The organism is Paenibacillus puldeungensis (assembly GCF_042678945.1).
Lineage (GTDB): Bacteria > Bacillota > Bacilli > Paenibacillales > Paenibacillaceae > Fontibacillus > Fontibacillus puldeungensis.
In genome coordinates this window covers 1-18,549 of record NZ_JBHTLM010000026.1, presented here as the reverse complement: position 1 = coordinate 18,549, position 18,549 = coordinate 1, and the positions used below count along the sequence as shown (strand labels likewise).

Annotated in this window: 20 protein-coding genes and 1 riboswitch; all 20 genes read left to right on the top strand. The window is 49.1% G+C overall.

The annotated features are described in order from the left end of the window. The first annotated feature begins 20 nt into the window (after positions 1 to 20). Positions 21 to 878 (top strand): DUF72 domain-containing protein, encoded by an 858-nt coding sequence (locus ACFQ3W_RS23175; RefSeq protein WP_379321601.1) that lies wholly within the window; start codon positions 21 to 23, stop codon positions 876 to 878. Between the two features lie 443 nt (positions 879 to 1,321). Further along, positions 1,322 to 1,882, top strand: a complete 561-nt coding sequence (locus tag ACFQ3W_RS23170) for a manganese efflux pump MntP (RefSeq protein ID WP_379321600.1) — start codon at positions 1,322 to 1,324, stop codon at positions 1,880 to 1,882. A 79-nt stretch (positions 1,883 to 1,961) separates the two neighbouring features. Continuing rightward, positions 1,962 to 2,549: a low molecular weight protein arginine phosphatase gene (locus tag ACFQ3W_RS23165; RefSeq protein WP_379321599.1), complete on the top strand. Its 588-nt coding sequence runs from the start codon at positions 1,962 to 1,964 to the stop codon at positions 2,547 to 2,549. 63 nt (positions 2,550 to 2,612) lie between these two features. Continuing rightward, positions 2,613 to 2,695, top strand: a riboswitch (ZMP/ZTP riboswitch). Between the two features lie 269 nt (positions 2,696 to 2,964). Next, positions 2,965 to 3,549 carry a TIGR01440 family protein gene (locus ACFQ3W_RS23160; RefSeq protein WP_379321598.1) on the top strand — a complete coding sequence of 195 codons (585 nt, stop codon included), beginning with the start codon at positions 2,965 to 2,967 and terminating at the stop codon, positions 3,547 to 3,549. 41 nt (positions 3,550 to 3,590) lie between these two features. After that, complete coding sequence (gene glyA / locus ACFQ3W_RS23155; RefSeq protein ID WP_379321597.1) at positions 3,591 to 4,838, top strand: serine hydroxymethyltransferase; 1,248 nt, start codon at positions 3,591 to 3,593, stop codon at positions 4,836 to 4,838. A 666-nt stretch (positions 4,839 to 5,504) separates the two neighbouring features. Beyond that, positions 5,505 to 6,134 (top strand): uracil phosphoribosyltransferase, encoded by a 630-nt coding sequence (gene upp / locus ACFQ3W_RS23150; protein WP_379321596.1) that lies wholly within the window; start codon positions 5,505 to 5,507, stop codon positions 6,132 to 6,134. A 32-nt stretch (positions 6,135 to 6,166) separates the two neighbouring features. Further along, on the top strand, positions 6,167 to 7,321 hold the full coding sequence (wecB, locus tag ACFQ3W_RS23145; protein WP_379321595.1) for a non-hydrolyzing UDP-N-acetylglucosamine 2-epimerase: 1,155 nt from the start codon (positions 6,167 to 6,169) through the stop codon (positions 7,319 to 7,321). 181 nt (positions 7,322 to 7,502) lie between these two features. Then, positions 7,503 to 7,742 (top strand): AtpZ/AtpI family protein, encoded by a 240-nt coding sequence (locus ACFQ3W_RS23140; protein ID WP_379321594.1) that lies wholly within the window; start codon positions 7,503 to 7,505, stop codon positions 7,740 to 7,742. Continuing rightward, positions 7,735 to 8,112 carry an ATP synthase subunit I gene (locus ACFQ3W_RS23135; protein WP_379321593.1) on the top strand — a complete coding sequence of 126 codons (378 nt, stop codon included), beginning with the start codon at positions 7,735 to 7,737 and terminating at the stop codon, positions 8,110 to 8,112. Before ACFQ3W_RS23140 ends, ACFQ3W_RS23135 begins: the two co-directional genes overlap by 8 nt. Before the next feature lie 32 nt (positions 8,113 to 8,144). Continuing rightward, the gene (gene atpB, locus ACFQ3W_RS23130; protein WP_379321592.1) at positions 8,145 to 8,963 is read left to right on the top strand and encodes a F0F1 ATP synthase subunit A; all 819 of its coding nucleotides are present in this window, start codon (positions 8,145 to 8,147) and stop codon (positions 8,961 to 8,963) included. Between the two features lie 82 nt (positions 8,964 to 9,045). Further along, on the top strand, positions 9,046 to 9,270 hold the full coding sequence (gene atpE / locus ACFQ3W_RS23125) for a F0F1 ATP synthase subunit C (RefSeq protein WP_379321591.1): 225 nt from the start codon (positions 9,046 to 9,048) through the stop codon (positions 9,268 to 9,270). A gap of 125 nt (positions 9,271 to 9,395) precedes the next feature. After that, a complete protein-coding gene (gene atpF / locus ACFQ3W_RS23120; protein ID WP_379321590.1) occupies positions 9,396 to 9,884 on the top strand; it encodes a F0F1 ATP synthase subunit B in 489 nt (162 codons plus the stop codon). Then, complete coding sequence (locus tag ACFQ3W_RS23115; RefSeq protein WP_379321589.1) at positions 9,881 to 10,429, top strand: F0F1 ATP synthase subunit delta; 549 nt, start codon at positions 9,881 to 9,883, stop codon at positions 10,427 to 10,429. The genes atpF and ACFQ3W_RS23115 overlap by 4 nt, the downstream gene beginning before the upstream one ends. Before the next feature lie 15 nt (positions 10,430 to 10,444). Then, complete coding sequence (gene atpA / locus ACFQ3W_RS23110) at positions 10,445 to 11,959, top strand: F0F1 ATP synthase subunit alpha (RefSeq protein ID WP_379321588.1); 1,515 nt, start codon at positions 10,445 to 10,447, stop codon at positions 11,957 to 11,959. A gap of 297 nt (positions 11,960 to 12,256) precedes the next feature. After that, positions 12,257 to 13,120, top strand: coding sequence for an ATP synthase F1 subunit gamma (gene atpG, locus ACFQ3W_RS23105; protein ID WP_379321587.1), 864 nt, complete (start codon positions 12,257 to 12,259; stop codon positions 13,118 to 13,120). Between the two features lie 142 nt (positions 13,121 to 13,262). Continuing rightward, the gene (atpD, locus tag ACFQ3W_RS23100; RefSeq protein WP_379321586.1) at positions 13,263 to 14,657 is read left to right on the top strand and encodes a F0F1 ATP synthase subunit beta; all 1,395 of its coding nucleotides are present in this window, start codon (positions 13,263 to 13,265) and stop codon (positions 14,655 to 14,657) included. Between the two features lie 61 nt (positions 14,658 to 14,718). Further along, positions 14,719 to 15,132: a F0F1 ATP synthase subunit epsilon gene (locus tag ACFQ3W_RS23095; RefSeq protein ID WP_379321585.1), complete on the top strand. Its 414-nt coding sequence runs from the start codon at positions 14,719 to 14,721 to the stop codon at positions 15,130 to 15,132. A 442-nt stretch (positions 15,133 to 15,574) separates the two neighbouring features. Next, the gene (locus ACFQ3W_RS23090; protein ID WP_379321584.1) at positions 15,575 to 15,826 is read left to right on the top strand and encodes a DUF1146 family protein; all 252 of its coding nucleotides are present in this window, start codon (positions 15,575 to 15,577) and stop codon (positions 15,824 to 15,826) included. A gap of 259 nt (positions 15,827 to 16,085) precedes the next feature. Next, positions 16,086 to 17,429 carry a UDP-N-acetylglucosamine 1-carboxyvinyltransferase gene (gene murA, locus ACFQ3W_RS23085; protein ID WP_379321656.1) on the top strand — a complete coding sequence of 448 codons (1,344 nt, stop codon included), beginning with the start codon at positions 16,086 to 16,088 and terminating at the stop codon, positions 17,427 to 17,429. An 800-nt stretch (positions 17,430 to 18,229) separates the two neighbouring features. Then, the coding region (locus tag ACFQ3W_RS23080) for a hypothetical protein (RefSeq protein ID WP_379321583.1) at positions 18,230 to 18,549 on the top strand (320 nt) is incomplete at its 3' end.

Sequence of the window (18,549 nt, the reverse complement as noted above, 5' to 3'; positions counted from 1 at the left end):
TGGGAAAGGCAGGGGGAGATATGATCGAAATCGGGCTGACCGGCTGGGGAGATCATGACGATCTGTACCCTGCCGGAACGTCAGCAAAGCAGAAGCTGGCATGGTATGCACGATACTTCTCCGTGTTAGAAGTAGACAGCTCCTTTTACGCCATTCTGAATGAAGACACGTACCGGCGCTGGTTGGCGGAGACGCCGCCGGGCCTATCGTTTATCCTCAAGGCATACCAAGGGATGACGGGACACGCCAGAGGAAAAACGCCGTTTGGTGGACCAGGTGAAATGTTCCAGGCCTACCTTGATTCCATCCGGCCGGTGGTGGAGTCCGGTCGTCTGAAAGCGATTATGTTTCAGTTTCCGCCTTGGTTTGATTGCAATCCTGAGCATATTCGCCAGCTTCGGGCGGTCCGAAAGTGGATGGGTGCACTTCCGCTTGCGCTGGAGTTTCGTAATCAAAGCTGGTTTAGCCGGGATACGCGCGAGCGAACACTTTCGTTCATGCGTGAGGAAGGCTGGATTCATATCGTTTGCGATGAGCCGCAGGCAGGTCAGGGATCGGTGCCGACAGTGCTTGAGCCGACGGACGCGAATTTGACGCTCGTTCGCTTGCATGGGCGAAATGAGAGCGGCTGGATGCAAAGCGGGTCTCCGCATTGGCGGGAGCTTCGCAATTTGTATCGCTATAGCCGCGAGGAGCTTCTAGAATGGCGAGACAAGCTGGTTGAACTTGAGTCCAAAGGGACGAAGGAGATCTGTATGATCTTCAATAACAATTCCGGCGGCGATGCCGCTGCAAATGCGCTTCAAATGATGGAGATTCTAGGCCTGCCGGTACGGGAGCTGCCCCCTAGGCAGATAGATTTGTTTGGCGAAGCCTAAGGATGATTCGGATTAGCGAGCCAGGCAAACTCAGCTGCCCACATCCTTGTTATTCGCCCGACCAGCAGTCCTCGTATAAATAGAGTGGCTTCGAAAATAAGGGTAAATTATGGACCTATTTGGGTGCTTTTGAGAATTAATATGAATTTAGGGGTAATTTTTGGCCCTATTTTGGCGGGGAACCCCTAATATCGTGGGTGTTGCAGTACTTTTCCGAAAATAAGGCCATTAAATACCCCTATTTCTACAAATCACCCCAAAATTGCTGAGATAAGGCCCTTTTTTACCCTTATTTTCATCCGCCCCGCCTCGATCCGACCCGACCCGGCCGGCCTTTATATTGTTCTCCGCCCCCTAAACTCCTATAACCCCTCTCCAAGTCATGAAATGAAACCTGTCCGCATATGGTTGTACAAAACACTCGGACTTGGAGGATAAGCGGAATGGCGGAGGCTTATGAGCGGCTTGGGGAGCTAATGACGATCCTTCTAATGGCGATGGCGCTAGGAATGGATGCATTTTCCCTGGGGATTGGCATTGGAATGAAGGGAGTTCGGCGAGCCGATGCGCTCCGGATCGGGATGGCGGTGGCTCTTTTTCACGTGTTGATGCCTCTGCTCGGCATTTTAGCGGGCCAATATGTCGGTGTTCTGCTGGGAAATTTGGCGAGGTATGTGGCTGGAGGGCTGCTGTTTCTACTCGGTGCTCATATGATTGTCAGCTCGGTCAAAGGCAGCGGGGTGCAATCGATCAACCATCGGACCTGGTTCGGTGTTCTCTTGTTTTCATTAAGCGTCAGTATCGACTCGTTTTCCGTCGGCGTAACATTGGGCATGTTCCGTGGGGACTGGCTGTTAACCGTGCTGACCTTTGGCTTTTTTGGCGGCCTCATGTCGGTGCTCGGACTCGTGATGGGCCGCGGGATGGGTCAGAAGCTGGGCGATTACGGAGAAGCCGCCGGAGGAGCGATTTTACTTGCGTTTGGTCTCTTATTTATCTTTTGATAAAATAACAGTGAAAAGAAGCGACGTATTCGCGCCCATAAAAATATATTGAATGATCCGACATGGAGGTGAAAATCGCATGCGCATTTTGTTTGTATGCACGGGAAACACATGTCGCAGCCCAATGGCGGAAGGCATGCTGCGTAAAATGGCCCGGGAACGGAGCTTGGATATTGAGGTTCGTTCCGCCGGAGTGGCGGCGATGGACGGTATGGCAATTTCACGGCACGCCGAGGCGGTGCTGCGGGATTTCGGGGTTATCGATCCGATCGTATCGAAGCAGCTGTATGCCGAATTGACGGAATGGGCCGATTTGATTCTTACGTTAACCCAAGGGCATAAACGTCAGGTGGTTCATACGTTTCCAGAGGCGGCCGAGAAAATCTATACCCTCAAGGAATTTGTAGAAGATGATAAAACCGTGGTGGCGGAGCGGGAGGAGCTGCAGCGCTTGATTGCAGACCGGGAGCTTAACAAGGTGCTGGGACGGGAATGGACCGCAGCCGAGGAAGAGCGGCTTAACGTGCTGCGGCAGCGAATGCCGGTTCACGATATATCCGACCCTTTCGGTGGCTCCAGAGAGGATTACAACCGAACGGCGGCGGAAATCCGAACTTCCTTAGAGAAATTGCTTGATAAGCTGAAGGACGGTCCTTATTCGGTTTAAGGGAGAAAACTGGAAAACCGTTGCATTTGTCCGGCCGATGCTTTATTCTAAAAACAGAAACTTTAGTTCCGATGTAACTGGCGACGAGAGTGGATCAAACCACGATGGAGCATCGGAGTATACGGCCGGTCGCCTGGGCAAAGAGCACGACGTGTTGGTAGCGTCATGCTCTTTTTTTGTTGCAAGAGGTCGCTTTGTCGTTGTTAGTTTTTCTTATCTTGAGGAAAAAGAGGCTTTCCGCTCTTCGGTAATTCGGTGCTTCTTTCCGCTCTCCCTTCATACCATATATCGCCTCCATTGATAACTTTGCAAGGGCCCTCTTAAGTTTTTGGGCACCTTATCCGGCGGTTTTAGGTATAATAAGGACAGACTCTAAGGATGTTGTGACTTCTTTGGACAGAAGGGAGTAAGCAGAATGGAAAAGGAAGAACTCGAGAAGATTCGGGAGCAGGTAGCGGAAATCGTGGAAGAAGTGGCCGGTGCAGCTCAGCTTGGTCCTCACCAGCTAATGGTCATCGGCGCTAGCACTAGCGAAGTGGCCGGTAAGCGGATTGGAACCGGTGGGGCTGAGGATATCGCCGCCGCAATCTATACCGGGATTGATCAGGTGCGGTCCAAGTACGGCTTTGATGTTGCCTTTCAGTGCTGCGAGCATTTGAACCGCGCGCTGGTCTTGGAACGGGCTGTGCTGGAACGGCTGGGTCTGACGGAAGTCGCCGCCGTCCCTGTGCCAAAGGCTGGGGGATCTATGGCCGCTACTGCTTATCGACGGTTCGCCTCACCATGCTTGGCAGAGACGATAGAAGCTCATGCCGGGGTGGATATCGGCGAAACGCTGATCGGGATGCATCTGCGCCGCGTTGCTGTTCCGTTTCGCCCATCGATACGATCGGTTGGAATGGCGCGTGTCACTGCTGCCTGGACCCGGCCGAAACTGATCGGCGGAGAACGCGCGGTTTACGCTCTACCTCAAGTTCAAGAGTCATCGAATTGTGAATAGCAATATTTTAGAAAAGTGTACAAAGGGAGGATTACGGAAATATGGACAATTTGAGAAAACAAGATCCGGCAGTGCTGGAAGCGATGAACCTGGAGCTGGGCCGCCAGCGGAACAATATCGAACTGATCGCATCGGAGAATATCGTTAGTGAAGCTGTTATGGAAGCGATGGGCTCGGTTCTGACGAATAAGTATGCCGAAGGTTATCCTGGCAAACGCTATTATGGCGGCTGTGAACATGTCGATATCGTTGAAGATATTGCGCGTGATCGGGCAAAACAATTGTTTGGTGCAGAGCATGCCAATGTACAGCCTCACTCCGGCGCGCAAGCGAATATGGCCGTATACCTCGCCGCACTCAAATATGGAGACACTGTTCTGGGCATGAATCTGGCTCACGGCGGGCATCTGACGCATGGCAGCCCGGTGAATGCTTCCGGCCTTTTATACAATTTTGCCGCTTATGGAGTTCGGGAAGACAACTTCCTGATCGACTATGACGAGGTCCGTAAGCTTGCCTTTAAGCATCGTCCTCGCCTTATTGTTGCTGGCGCGAGCGCTTATCCGCGCATCATCGATTTTGAAAAACTGGGTTCGATCGCAAACGATGTGGGCGCCCTGTTCCTCGTCGATATGGCGCATATCGCCGGCCTAGTAGCTGCCGGTTTGCATCCGAATCCGGTGCCGCATGCTCATTTTGTGACAACGACGACGCACAAAACGCTGCGTGGTCCACGCGGCGGGATGATTTTGTGCCGTCAGCCATGGGCAGCTGCCATTGATAAAGCGGTATTCCCAGGTACACAAGGCGGTCCGCTGATGCATGTCATTGCTTCCAAAGCTGTTGCTCTAGGTGAAGCTTTACAACCTTCCTTCAAAACTTATGCGGAAAACGTAGTGAAGAACGCTCGTGCTTTGGCCGAGACGCTGCTTGCCGAAGGCCTTAACCTGGTATCGGGCGGTACCGATAACCATCTGATGCTGATTGATACCCGTAATCTGAACATTACTGGTAAAGATGCAGAGCACGTCCTTGATTCGATCGGAATCACGGTCAACAAGAACGCAATCCCATACGATCCGACCAGTCCATTCGTGACTAGCGGAATCCGTCTTGGTACCCCGGCGGCGACTTCGCGCGGCATGGATGAAGCAGCCATGAAGGAAATCGGCCGCATCATCGCGACTACCTTGAAATCGTCGAAGGATGAAGCTGTTCTGGCCGCCGCTCGCAAACAAGTTACCGAGCTGACGGACCGCTTCCCGCTTTATACAAACTTGAAGTACTAGTCTAAAAAACCGTGGGTGGATCGCCGCGGTAGATATACAAAAGCTCTAAAGCACATGCGCGAGTGAAGGGGGAATTCTCCTCTTTAAGCTCGCGCTTTTTTTAGATTAAAGAATTTATAAGTTTTCAGCGAAGCTGAACAATTCTTTAATCGCAAGAAAAACTACCGATTATTGCGGTCTGGCTCCTTAGAAAGTACATCGATAGACGTTTTTCTTATTTTGCGCTTTTCGATATTAACTGCATAACCTACATCTAATGCTAGCCACTATTCGGAAATGGGCCTATTCAGGCCAACTTAACTGTACTATTTACAGCTATTTGCCGAAATTGTGTTAAGGCAGCGCATTTAGCTGCACCAAATACAACTACTTTATTTGAAAGCCCTCCAACTCCAAGGTTCGGAACCGGAAGAGAACTTTGACGATTCAAGTCAAGATTCAAGACAATCTACTGCATATGTATTTGCATTGGCTATTTCTCAGTCTAATAAATGCAGTAACAAAAGCATCTAAGCAAGCGGCTTCTTTTTGACGTCTTTGCAACATGTCGGGGCGATGGTGAAAATGGTCAAACGGAGTGATATAATAGACAAGATTTGTGTATCATTCGAAGAATGGAAACAACAAGGCAAGTAAACACTTAGCAATAAACCGGAGGGACAAACAATGGCAAAATTGGTGGTATGTGATCACCCCCTGATTCAACACAAACTGACTTTTATTCGCGACATGCGCACGAACACGAAAGACTTCCGCGAGCTGGTGGATGAAGTCGCAACATTAATGGCTTATGAAATTACGAGAGACATTCCGCTCGAATCGATCAAAGTACAAACGCCGGTTGCAGAAGCGGAATCGAAAGTGATTTCGGGCCGTATGCTCGGACTTATTCCGATTCTCCGTGCCGGTCTTGGAATGCTGGACGGCGTGCTGAAGCTTCTTCCTGCGGCAAAAGTAGGCCATGTCGGACTTTTCCGCGATCCGCAGACATTGCAGCCGGTGGAGTATTATATAAAGCTGCCTACCGACGTACAGGAGCGTGAGCTGATTGTCATCGACCCGATGCTCGCTACCGGCGGTTCCGCTATTGCGGCCATTGATGCGCTTAAGAAACGGGGCTGTACGCAAATTAAAATGATGAATCTCATCGCCGCTCCGGAAGGAATTAAGGCGGTACAGGAAGCTCATCCGGACGTAGATATTTATGTAGCTGCGGTGGACGAGTGTCTGAACGACCATGGTTACATTATTCCTGGCCTTGGCGACGCAGGTGACCGCCTCTACGGAACGAAATAAATAGAACGATTTTTTTAAGGAAGGAAAACGATATGTCAAAACTAAAAGTGATGACCGTATTCGGCGTTAGACCCGAAGCGATCAAAATGGCTCCACTCATTTTGGAATTGCAAAAGCACCCCGATCGGATTGAGTCCATCGTGTGCGTAACGGCTCAACACCGCGAGATGCTGGATCAGGTGCTGGATGTTTTTAAAATCGTGCCGGACTATGACCTCGACGTCATGAAACCTAACCAAAGCCTTAACGAAATTTCGATTCGCGTGCTCCAGGGGTTGGAAGGTGTTTTTCGTGAAGCTAAGCCAGATATCGTGCTTGTCCATGGCGATACGTTGACGACTTTTTTGGCGAGCTATGCCGCGTTCCTGCAAAAAATCAAGATCGGCCATGTTGAAGCAGGGCTCCGCACCTGGAACAAGCTTTCACCGTATCCGGAAGAAATGAATCGTCAGCTTACCGGGGTTTTGGCGGACCTTCATTTTGCACCGACGGAATGGTCGGCTGGAAATCTCCGGAAGGAGAATAAGCCGGAGTCAGCTATATATGTCACAGGCAATACGGTTACCGATGTGTTTCAATATACAGTACAACCGAATTACAACAATTCTGTACTGGAATGGGCCGCCGGGAAGCGGCTTATTCTTATGACGGCTCACCGTCGCGAATCGCAAGGGCAACCGCATTTGAACATTTTCCGGGCTGTAAAAAGGATTGCTGATGAGTTCGAGGATGTAGCCATCGTCTACCCGGTTCACCCAAGCCCTGCGGTCAAAGAACCCGCATATGAAACTTTGGGAAACCACCCTCGTATTAAACTTATTGATCCTCTGGATGTGGTGGATTTGCACAATTTCTATCCTCACACTCATCTTATACTTACGGATTCCGGCGGTTTGCAGGAAGAAGCGCCTTCTTTTGGCGTTCCTGTGCTTGTGCTACGCGACACCACGGAACGGCCTGAAGGAATCGAGGCGGGAACGCTTGAGCTTGTCGGTACAGACGAGGAGATGGTTTATGAGCGGACAAAGGCTTTGCTAAGCGATCAGGATACTTATAACTCCATGAGCCGGGCAGCCAATCCATACGGAGACGGGAAAGCCTCTCAAAGAATTGTCAATGCGATTTATCACCATTTCGGATTTTTGGACGAGCGTCCAGAAGAATTTCACAAAAAGTTCACAAATTAGTGAAAAATTGCTTTGATCATAAGCATGAAAAAGTATACAGTATTACTGTACGCTGTACGCAATTAGATCGGGATTACAAGGATGGATTTAGCATTTTGTAACGTTAAATCACTAAAAAACCTCAATTGACAACAACTCTTCACAATTAGTAAAATGAATTGGGATTATTAGGGTGGCTGATATGGGAAAACCGACAAATCCTGGGAATGGTAATCCAATGAAGGCTATCACTTTAGTGACCGCTTTAGGAATAAATCTGGCCGTTTGCACGGTTGGAGGCTATTTTCTGGGATCCTGGCTTGATCGACAATGGCTGGGAAATGGTCTGGGAATTGGCCTTGGAGTCCTGATCGGCATTGCAGCGGGAATATCAGGTATATTTGCTTTGATCAAGTTAGTCTTGGGGGGAAATAATGGATGAGCTGTCGAAATACAGCCGTGCTTTGACAGCCGGGACTCTTGGTTTCTTAACCCTTTGCTTTATTGGGGGCGCTTTACTGCCGGATTACCTGAGTATTTTGTTAGGCATGGCGCTTGGCGCATCGGTGAGCTGGATTAACTCCTATTACTTGGGCCGTAAGGTACGGCGGGTGCTTGATATCGCAGCCGAAGGTACGGGCAAGCGGGTAAATATGGGTTTTCTGACTCGAGCTGCGCTGGCGGTTTTGGCGGTATTCGCCGCAATGCAGTATCCGCATTACTTAAATGTATATGCGGTTGCCGGAGGTCTTGCTTTTGCACAATTATACCTTCTTTTTATAGGCATTAGATTCTCTCGTAAACCTGAGTAGAATATTCAACTTGAGAATGGGGGTGAGTAAATATGCATGAAGCTCCGGTTATTAATCTAGGCGGACTAGATATCGACCTTTCCATCATATTGATGATGGTCGTAACTTGTACAATCGTTTTTGTGGTTGCCAAACTGGCAACTCGAAATCTGTCTGTCGAAAATCCCGGAAAATTGCAAAATTTTATGGAGTGGGCAGTCGAATTCGTTCGGAATATGATTACCAGCACGATGGATTGGAAGAAGGGGAAACCGTTCTTGTCTTTGGCTTTGACCTTAATTCTGTTTATTTTCGTTGGTAACATGCTAGGCCTTCTCTTCGGTGTCGTTACAGAGTATGATGATCCGGCCAAAGCGAAAATTTTTGGCCACGAGATTACATCCGTCACCTCATTTATGAAAGAAAACCAAGAGAAGCATCCTGGGGAAGAGGTACACGCGGAAGTGGCTTGGTGGAAGTCTCCGACAGCTGACGTCGGCGTGACGATGGGTCTCGCACTGCTTGTATTCTTAATTTCGAATGGGCTTGGGTTATTCAAGAATACCAAGAATTATCTCAAGCATTACATTCAGCCGTATCCGTTCTTTCTACCAATCAACATCATTGAGCAGCTTTCGAAGCTGCTAACGCATGGTGTTCGTCTATACGCGAACATTTTTGCAGGTGAGGTTTTGATCTCGACGATCATGGGACTCGCGAAAGCGAGCACCATCGGGGCCATCTTCTCTATACCTCTCCTGATGGCTTGGGACGGATTCAGTATTTTTGTAGGTGCGATCCAGGCATTCGTTTTCGTAACACTGATGATTGTGTACATATCGCAATCTATCGAAACGCACGAGGAACATTAATTTTTAGGTCAAGGAGAAGCGAATACTTCTACCAGGCTTAATAAATAAAAAATTATGAAATGACTTTTAAGGAGGATATACAATGGGAGCAATGGCATTAATCGCGGCAGGTATCGTAGCAGGTTTGGGCGCGCTTGGCGCTGGTATCGGTAATGGTCTTGTTATCAGCAGAACAGTTGAAGGGATTGCACGTCAACCCGAAGCTAAATCGACTCTTCAAACTACAATGTTTATCGGTGTTGGTTTGATCGAGGTACTTCCAATTATCGGCGTAGTCTTGGCCTTTATGTTTTACGGTATGGCTTAATAGAACATTGGAAAAGAGATTGGCGGGGAAGGCCACAGCCGTCCGCGCCTTCTTTTTAGCCCCTACGGGGCCAAGGTTGATTTACACGTTTATAACGGATAGGCTTCGGAAAGGAGTGACTAAGTTTGAAATTCGTATGGGAAAACACCGTTATCGCTTTGATTGCGATCGGGATTTTATACTTCTTGTTAAACAAATATGCTTTTGGTCCGCTTTTTTCCGTCATGGAGAAACGTCGGCAACTGGTTCAGCAGCAGCTCAGCGAAGCTTCTCAAACCCGGGAGCAGGCCACTACTTATGTAGAAGAGCAAAAAGCAGCTCTGCAGCAAGCGCGTAAAGAGGCATACGATATCATTGAGCAATCAAAACAAACCAGCAACAAACAAGCTGCACAAATGCTGGAGCAAGCGAAGAACGAAGCAACCCGTCTGAAGGAAGAAGCGGTGCGCGACATTCAAAGCGAGAAGAATCGTGCGGTCGAACAACTTCGCAGCGAAGTTGGCGCTGTATCGGTGAAGATTGCTTCGAAGCTGATCGAGAAAGAAGTCAGCGAAGACAAAGTGCAAGAAGAGTTGGTTGATCAATATCTTAAAGAAGTCGGTGGCCGCTCATGAGCCGTGAGACTGTAGCCGCCAAACGGTATGCCAAGGCACTCTACGAGATCGCTGCTCAGGAGAACCGGACGCTTGAGGTGGAGAACGAACTGAAATCGCTCGCCGCTTCCTTTCAAGCAGGCGACGAAGTCGAACGCTTCATTTTCTCCCCTAATGTGACGGAGGAAATAAAGTGGGAAGTGATCTCCAAAGCGATTGAAGGCAAATTGTCCAAACCGGTAGTTTCTTTGGCGAAGCTGCTTGTGGAGCGCGGCAGATTCGGACTTCTTCCGGAACTGCTCGACAGCTACATCAAAATATCCGGCGAAGCGCTAGGTATCGCGAATGCAGTTGTTTATTCCACTTACTTGCTGAGTGAAGAGGAGAAAAACCAGGTTGCGGAAGAATTCGGCGCATTGGTGAATAAGAAAATCCGCGTAGAGAACGTCGTAGACAAATCTCTGCTTGGCGGAGTGAAGGTCAGAATCGGCGATACTCTCTATGATGGAAGTTTAGCCGGCAAGTTGGAACGGCTTGAAAAGTCTTTTCGAAGACAAGCACTGTAGATAGGGGTGAAACACTTGAGTATCAGACCTGAAGAGATCAGTACACTGATTAAAAGTCAGATCGAACAATATAAAACGGAAATTGAAGTGGCCGAAGTTGGCACCGTTATTCAAGTTGGTGACGGTATCGCCCGTGTCCACGGACTTGAGAACGCCATGGCAAACGAGCTGCTAGAGTTTGAAAACGGCGTTTTTGGTCTTGCACTGAATCTGGAAGAAAGCAATGTCGGTGTCGTTATTCTTGGACCTTACAGCGAAATTCGTGAAGGAAATCAAGTGAAACGTACCGGTCAAATCATGCAGGTCCCTGTTGGGGACGCTCTGCTTGGCCGCGTTGTTAATCCTCTCGGTCAGCCGGTTGACGGTAAAGGCCCTGTAGCAACAACGGAATTCCGCCCGGTAGAAAACAATGCACCAGGCGTTATCGACCGTAAATCGGTACATGAGCCGATGCAAACCGGGATCAAAGCTATTGACTCGATGGTTCCAATCGGCCGCGGTCAACGGGAACTCATCATCGGTGACCGTCAAACCGGTAAAACCGCTATTGCCATCGACACGATCATCAACCAAAAAGGCAACGGCGTGAAATGTATCTATGTTGCAATCGGTCAAAAGCAATCGACCGTTGTTAACGTGGTTGAAACGCTGCGCCGTCATGGTGCCCTTGACTATACCATCGTTGTGACGGCTTCCGCTTCGGAACCATCACCTCTTCTTTACATCGCTCCATATGCCGGTGTAGCTATGGCCGAGTACTTCATGTACAAAGGCGAACACGTCCTCATTATCTATGATGACTTGTCCAAGCAAGCTGCTGCATATCGCGAATTGTCCTTGCTGCTTCGCCGTCCACCGGGTCGTGAAGCATTCCCTGGTGACGTATTCTACTTGCACTCCCGTTTGCTGGAACGTGCGGCAAAGCTTAGTGATGCGCTTGGTGGTGGCTCGATTACCGCGCTGCCGTTTATCGAAACGCAGGCATCCGACGTATCAGCTTACATTCCGACGAACGTTATTTCCATTACTGACGGACAGATCTTCCTGGAGTCCGACTTGTTCTATTCCGGCCAACGTCCGGCTATCAACGTCGGTATTTCCGTATCCCGGGTAGGTGGCTCTGCGCAAATTAAAGCGATGAAGAAGGTTGCTGGTACACTTCGTCTGGACCTGGCCCAATATCGCGAACTACAAGCCTTCTCCCAGTTCGGTTCTGACCTGGATAAATCGACGCAAGCCCGGTTGACTCGTGGTTCCCGCATGATGGAAATTCTGAAGCAGGGCGTTAACCAACCGCTTCCTGTAGAACAACAGGTTGTCAGCTTGTACACGGCAACTAAAGGTTTCCTGGACGATATTCCGCTCAGCGACGTACGCCGTTTCGAATCGGAATTCTTGTCCTTTATCACAAGCCAGCATGATGACGTGCTGCAGTCGATCCGTGACACGAAAGACTTGACGGCTGATAACGAAGCTAAGCTGAAAGAAGCTATCGAGCAGTTCAAACGCGGTTTTGCGACTAAGGGATAAAAAAGCTTGAGACATAAACCGGCCTTCAGCCTTTACGCGAAACGCCGGTTTGTGGCTGTGTAAAAAATAACTTTGGCTTCGCCAAAAGGAATTCGAAAAATGAATCTTTAAGCAAAAGGTTGAAATGATTCTGAAGAAGCGAAGCGTTCGCCTTTGTGAGCGGATTTCTCCAGTTGTTGAATTTACCAATTCAAGAAATCCGCGAACAACAGCGATCGTAAGAACATTTTCAATATTGCAGCGCAATAGATTCATTTAAGGATTTTGGCTTCGCCAAAGTTTTAAGGTGGTGAAATCATGGCAAAAGGGATTCGCGAGATTAAGCGCCAGATCAAAAGTATTCAGAACACTCGGCAAATCACCAAAGCAATGGAGATGGTAGCCTCAGCTAAACTGCGGAAAGCCCAGGAGAAGGCTCAAGCTTCTCGGCCTTACGCCGACAAGCTGAAAGAGGTCGTTTCCAGCATCGCTGCGGGAACGCAAGGGATTACCCATCCGATGCTCGTGTCGCGCCCGGTGAAGAGAACCGCTTATATTGTAATCACATCTGATGGCGGTTTGGTCGGTGGCTATAATACCAATATTCTTCGGAAAGTGACGGACTTGATTAAAGAACGTCACAGTTTCCCTACAGAGTATGGGCTGTTTGTTGTAGGCCGTAAAGGTAGAGACTTCTTTAAACGCCGGAACTACCCGGTTGTTGAAGAAGTGACGGAGCTGTCCGATACGCCGAAGTTCTCGGATATCAAGTCTTTGACGTATGCTGCCGTTCGCGGCTTTGAAAACGAAGAGTACGATGAAATCTACGTCTGCTACAACCGATTCGTCAATGCTATTACCCAACTGCCAACCGTAGATCGTTTGCTTCCATTTGAAACGATGGGAACGGAAGGTCCAGCAAGCAGCTATGAGTATGAGCCTTCACCGGAGGGTGTGCTCGAAGTGCTGCTGCCGAAATATGCGGAGACGTTAATTTTTACGGATCTTTTGGACGGTAAGGCGAGTGAGCTTGGCGCCAAAATGACGGCGATGGGCAGCGCAACGAAGAACGCTACCAAAATGATTAATGAACTGACACTCACTTATAACCGTGCGCGTCAAGCGGCCATTACTCAAGAAATTACGGAAATCGTCGCAGGTGCGAACGCGGCGCAAGGCTGATAGCTGAGGATTAACCGGTTACGAAGACAGTTTGCGGTAACGCGGCTCAGCGTTTTGTCTTTTTTGTGCAGCAAGCCTGCAAAAAGGACTTTTGTGCAAAGTAAGAGCATGGCTCCGCAACACTTTTAGGAGGGAAACAAAGATGAACAAAGGACGCGTTGTCAGCGTAATGGGTCCGGTTGTTGACATCGAATTTGAGCGTGGTCAACTGCCGGAAATCTTCAACGCAATTAAAATTGTGAAGCAGGAAGGCGAAGCTACTGAGCTGATCCTGGAAGCTTCCAACCATCTGGGCGATAACCTGGTTCGCTGTATCGCCATGTCTTCCACGGACGGCCTTGTGCGTGGCACAGAGGCTATTGACCTGGGAGCACCGATCTCCGTACCGGTAGGGGAAGCTACGTTGAGCCGTGTGTTCAACGTGCTTGGCCATACGATCGATAACAAAGGGCCGGCAGCAACGGAAGTAAGACACCCGATTCACCGTGAACCTCCGGCATTTGAAGATTTGTCTACGCAATCGGAAATGCTGGAAACCGGAATTAAGGTTATCGACCTGCTGGCTCCTTATGCGAAAGGCGGTAAAATCGGTCTGTTCGGCGGCGCCGGCGTAGGCAAGACGGTTACTATTCAGGAACTGATTCACAACATTGCCCAGGAACACGGCGGTATTTCCGTATTTGCCGGTGTAGGGGAGCGTACCCGTGAAGGGAACGACCTGTACATGGAAATGTCTGAATCCGGCGTTATCGAAAAAACGGCGATGGTGTTCGGACAAATGAACGAACCGCCAGGTGCACGTCTTCGTGTAGCCTTGACCGGTTTGACCATGGCTGAATATTTCCGCGATGAAGAAGGCCGCGACGTGCTGCTCTTTATCGATAACATCTTCCGTTTCACCCAAGCGGGTTCCGAGGTTTCGGCTCTGCTCGGACGGATGCCATCTGCGGTAGGTTACCAACCTACACTGGCTACAGAAATGGGTCAACTTCAAGAACGGATTACCTCGACGAAGAAAGGTTCCGTTACTTCCATTCAAGCCATCTACGTTCCTGCGGATGATTACACCGACCCGGCTCCAGCTACGACGTTTGCTCACCTTGATGCAACGACGAACCTGGAACGTAAAATTTCCGAAAAAGGGATTTTCCCTGCGGTCGATCCGCTGGCTTCCAGCTCCCGGATTTTGACGCCGGAAATTGTGGGTGAAGAGCACTATGCCGTAGCCCAAGGCGTGAAGCAAATTTTGGCTCGTTATAAAGAGCTTCAAGATATCATCGCCATCCTCGGGATGGACGAATTGTCTGATGACGACAAGACACTCGTGGCACGGGCGCGGAAGATCGAGCGCTTCCTGTCACAGCCGTTCAATGTGGCCGAACCATTTACCGGGTTCAAAGGTAAATATGTACCGATCGCTGAAACGGTCCGCAGCTTCAAAGAGATTCTGGACGGCAAACATGATGACCTTCCGGAAGCAGCGTTCCTCTTTGTAGGGACGATCGAAGAAGCCGTTGAAAAGGCGAAGACGCTGTAACACCACGCCGATGATGCGGATGCTTCAGAAATGAACTGTCCCACGAACAGGAGGGATAAACTTGAGCACCTTTTTATTAGAAATTGTCACTCCGGAGCATGTCGTGTTCTCGAAGGAAGTCGAAAGCATGACTGTCCGCGGCATTGAGGGGGAGCTTGGCGTCATGCCAGGTCATATACCGCTTGTGACGCCGCTGCAGGTAGCACCGGTTGTGGTCAAGAATGGTAAAGAAACAACGATGATTGCGGTACATGGCGGCTTTGTTGAAATTCAAAGCAAAAAAGTGATCGTTTTAGCCGAGAGTGCGGAACTTCCAGGGGATATCGATCTGGAGCGGGCGATCGCAGCCAGAGAGCGGGCTGAACGCAGATTGGCCGCCCGCAGTAATCAGGACCGAGTTGATCAGCGTCGGGCAGAGCTTGCGCTGCAACGTGCGGTAACACGGATCAACGTATCCAGCCGCAGAAATGATTAGAATCTTAGTGGAAAAATCGGATCCTTCGACAAGAAGGGACCGGTTTTTTCTTTTTTTTCGCAGGAAGAAGGAATAAAGTATACACTTGCAGAACATAACTATAAGATCAACAGCTTTTTCAAAGTTTAGGTTATATCGATTTTCCCTCTATAATTTCCCCCCTTACAAGTAGATTCTCTGTGGCTTGATCGCAATTAAAGCCGATTTATGCGCTTCCAGAAATTTTTTTTGGTTTAGTATCATTTGGAAACCCTTTCAGTGAAAAGAAAAGCTGGATTATTACCTCTCTGCCAAGTATGATATATAGGGTCTATATTTTTACATGTTCTATCCGATAAACATATTATGGTGATGGACTTATCGTCCTTAGCCTTTTGAAGATAGACATTAACCGATTAGGTGGCAGCGGCATAAATATACAATGTGGTGGGGTGGAAGTGAAATGAGTCCAATTGAGAATATACCCGCTTCTGTCGGTGTCAACGGCCTGACGGCCATCCTTGTATCATTGGCTTGTATTGCCGTTTCCTGGTGGGCGCTGCAGACTTTGAAATTGGATCTGTTGCTCCGGTATCCAAAAGGACCGCAAGCGAAGCTGCTTCAGCTATTGCTTGCCGTTGTGCTGGGACGTTTTGTTGCATCTTTTGTTATCGAGTATTGGGGTTACACTCAAATGTTGAAGTATATGTTCTAAGGGTGCGGACGCATCCCTGGAGCAAAGAAATTGTCGAATAACATCATATCAATATGTCAACAATGGGATTAAGGACTACGACTCAAAACTATGGACTTAGACCAAGGATTGAGCGGTTTATCCACTCAAACGAGTTTTTTCGACAGGATTGGAGTGTTGTCTGCCTTAAACGACAGGTGATATGATGGAATTTAGGGAATAAAGCGGGAAATCTTTTTCCAAAAGAAAAAGTGAAAATGAACGCGCGGAGGGAACCATGATGAGCAAATTTATCGTCCGCGGTGGCAATGTTTTGGCCGGGAACGTAAAAGTCAGCGGAGCTAAAAATTCAGTGCTACCGATCATTGCAGCGTCTTTGCTGGGTGAGGAAGGAATTAGCGTAATTAAAGACGCGCCTCCTCTTGACGATGTAATGACTATAAATAAAGTTTTGGAATCACTTGGAGCGAACGTTACATATGACCGGGAAGTCATTACGGTTGATGCGCAGCACATCGCTTCATGTGAGGCACCATATGAATGGGTGCGAAAAATGCGGGCGTCTTTTCTTGTCATGGGTCCCCTGTTATCTAGAACGGGCTATACACGGATTTCTCTACCTGGAGGCTGTGCGATCGGCACGAGACCGATTGACCAGCATCTGAAAGGCTTTGAAGCGATGGGTGCGGAGATTAACCTCGGCCAAGGCTTTATTGAGGCTAAATCCAATGGTCGTCTGCGCGGGGCTAAAATATATTTAGATGTAGCTAGTGTCGGTGCTACTGAGAACATTATGATGGCAGCTACGCTGGCTGAGGGAACGACTATCATCGAGAATGCGGCGAAAGAGCCGGAGATCGTTGATTTGGCCAATTACCTGAACGGCATGGGTGCTGTAGTTCGCGGCGCAGGCACGGGCGTCATTCGTATCGAGGGCGTCGAGAAGTTGCACGGCTGTGAGCATACCGTAATCCCTGACCGTATTGAAGCAGGAACGTTTATGATTGCAGCTGCAATTACGGGCGGAAATGTGTTTGTAGAAGGCGCTATTGCCGATCATTTGGGTCCGGTAATTTCAAAGCTGGAAGAAATGGGCGTAACTATTGAGCCACAGGAGAACGGGGTTCGTGTTATTGCCAATAAGCCGTTCAAAGCGGTGGACGTCAAAACTTTACCATACCCAGGGTTCCCTACAGATATGCAATCGCAAATGATGGCTTTGCTGCTCGCTTCCGAGGGGACGAGTGTCATTACGGAGACTGTGTTTGAAAATCGCTTTATGCATGTTGACCAATTCCGTTTAATGAACGCGGAAATTAAGGTTGAAGGTCGCAGCGCGATCCTCACCGGGGGAGCTAAGCTGAGCGGAGCGAAAGTGTGTGCGACGGATCTTCGCGCCGGGGCAGCTTTGATCATTGCTGGCCTTGCTGCGGAAGGAACGACGGAAGTTAGTGGAACACATCACATTGATCGTGGATACGTGCATCTGGCCGAAAAGCTATCCGGTCTTGGTGCCGATATCTGGCGCATTAGTGTGGAAGAGAAAGAAGCGGCCACCGAAAAAGTATTGGTATCCGTTAAAGAGGAAGTGCCAGTTCTGAAAATTCAGCCTTCGTGGGCTTAATAATATGATGTTGGAATAATGCACATAAAATACTGATTACAAGAAAAACCATGCTGAGGAGCATGGTTTTTCTTTGTTATGGGCAAGGAAAAGCCGAAGGTTCTGGCGAAAAAACGCCTGATCGAGGGAGAGGTAGCTGGCAACTGGTAACGGGCTCAATCCTCATACTTTGCATAGGTAGAGGTTAGCGCCAGCCAGGTGATGCTGTCCGTGGAAGGGATGATAGGGGTAAATAATGGCCCTATTTTAGGTTTGAGAGGCTTTTTTCATAAAAAATAGGGGAACTTAATGGCCTTATTTTGTGAAAGTTGGCCGGATTCAGGCGGAATTTTACGTTAGCGACGGAAATAAGGCCATAATTATCCCCTATTTCAATGGAAAGTGGGATTTTGGCGGTAATAGGGCCACAAAAGTCCCTTATTTATTTTGCGCTATATAGCGCGCATGATATTGGAAGCTCCAGACCAGGGGAAGTGTCAAGTGTCTTATCGTGTGCGTAAGTTCGGTGTGCATGCGTGCGTTGTCGAAGCAGATGATGTTGTTCGTGATGTAATTTAAGCTGTGACAGCAATGGTAGTGGGGAACGTGGAAACGTTGAAAAGTGAGTGCATGACAAATTCCTGAGGGTGTGAGCGCACGGCGTCGAAAAACGGGAAATCGGGTTCTAGTAAATCCCCAAAACTCATATCTATAAGTATAGCGAGTAAACGGTATAACCTAACGAAAAGCTAGGATCGGAATCGTTACTCGAAATGAGCTAGTAGGGAAGCAGTTGGAAACGATGGAGGTAGACTTTGGCGATGCAGGATAAACCACATGCTTTGAGAGTGAATGTAAGTACTCGTTCGGAGGCGCGAGCCGATAAAGTAGCGGCGCCGGATGGAGCTTTGGATGTTCATATGTATAAGAACAAAATAGCTACATCCGGGAGAGGGGGTTCCCGTAGGCTGACGGCAGCCGAGGGAGGGGGGCAGCAGCGGGCGGATCACGATCCGCCGGTCCGCCCGCTGAAGGCGGCGGCCGGGCCGATGGCCCCGGCCGCTTCCCGCGTGCGAGTGAGCGTACGCACGCGGCCCCGCCCGATCTACCGCCCCTCGGGGGGCGGCAGATCGGGCGCCGG

Coding starts and splice junctions, on each gene's coding strand:
- ACFQ3W_RS23175 (WP_379321601.1), top strand. CDS start 21: ATGATCGAAATCGGGCTGACCGGCTGGGGAGATCATGACGATCTGTAC.
- ACFQ3W_RS23170 (WP_379321600.1), top strand. CDS start 1,322: ATGGCGGAGGCTTATGAGCGGCTTGGGGAGCTAATGACGATCCTTCTA.
- ACFQ3W_RS23165 (WP_379321599.1), top strand. CDS start 1,962: ATGCGCATTTTGTTTGTATGCACGGGAAACACATGTCGCAGCCCAATG.
- ACFQ3W_RS23160 (WP_379321598.1), top strand. CDS start 2,965: ATGGAAAAGGAAGAACTCGAGAAGATTCGGGAGCAGGTAGCGGAAATC.
- glyA (WP_379321597.1), top strand. CDS start 3,591: ATGGACAATTTGAGAAAACAAGATCCGGCAGTGCTGGAAGCGATGAAC.
- upp (WP_379321596.1), top strand. CDS start 5,505: ATGGCAAAATTGGTGGTATGTGATCACCCCCTGATTCAACACAAACTG.
- wecB (WP_379321595.1), top strand. CDS start 6,167: ATGTCAAAACTAAAAGTGATGACCGTATTCGGCGTTAGACCCGAAGCG.
- ACFQ3W_RS23140 (WP_379321594.1), top strand. CDS start 7,503: ATGGGAAAACCGACAAATCCTGGGAATGGTAATCCAATGAAGGCTATC.
- ACFQ3W_RS23135 (WP_379321593.1), top strand. CDS start 7,735: ATGGATGAGCTGTCGAAATACAGCCGTGCTTTGACAGCCGGGACTCTT.
- atpB (WP_379321592.1), top strand. CDS start 8,145: ATGCATGAAGCTCCGGTTATTAATCTAGGCGGACTAGATATCGACCTT.
- atpE (WP_379321591.1), top strand. CDS start 9,046: ATGGGAGCAATGGCATTAATCGCGGCAGGTATCGTAGCAGGTTTGGGC.
- ACFQ3W_RS23115 (WP_379321589.1), top strand. CDS start 9,881: ATGAGCCGTGAGACTGTAGCCGCCAAACGGTATGCCAAGGCACTCTAC.
- atpG (WP_379321587.1), top strand. CDS start 12,257: ATGGCAAAAGGGATTCGCGAGATTAAGCGCCAGATCAAAAGTATTCAG.
- atpD (WP_379321586.1), top strand. CDS start 13,263: ATGAACAAAGGACGCGTTGTCAGCGTAATGGGTCCGGTTGTTGACATC.
- ACFQ3W_RS23090 (WP_379321584.1), top strand. CDS start 15,575: ATGAGTCCAATTGAGAATATACCCGCTTCTGTCGGTGTCAACGGCCTG.
- murA (WP_379321656.1), top strand. CDS start 16,086: ATGAGCAAATTTATCGTCCGCGGTGGCAATGTTTTGGCCGGGAACGTA.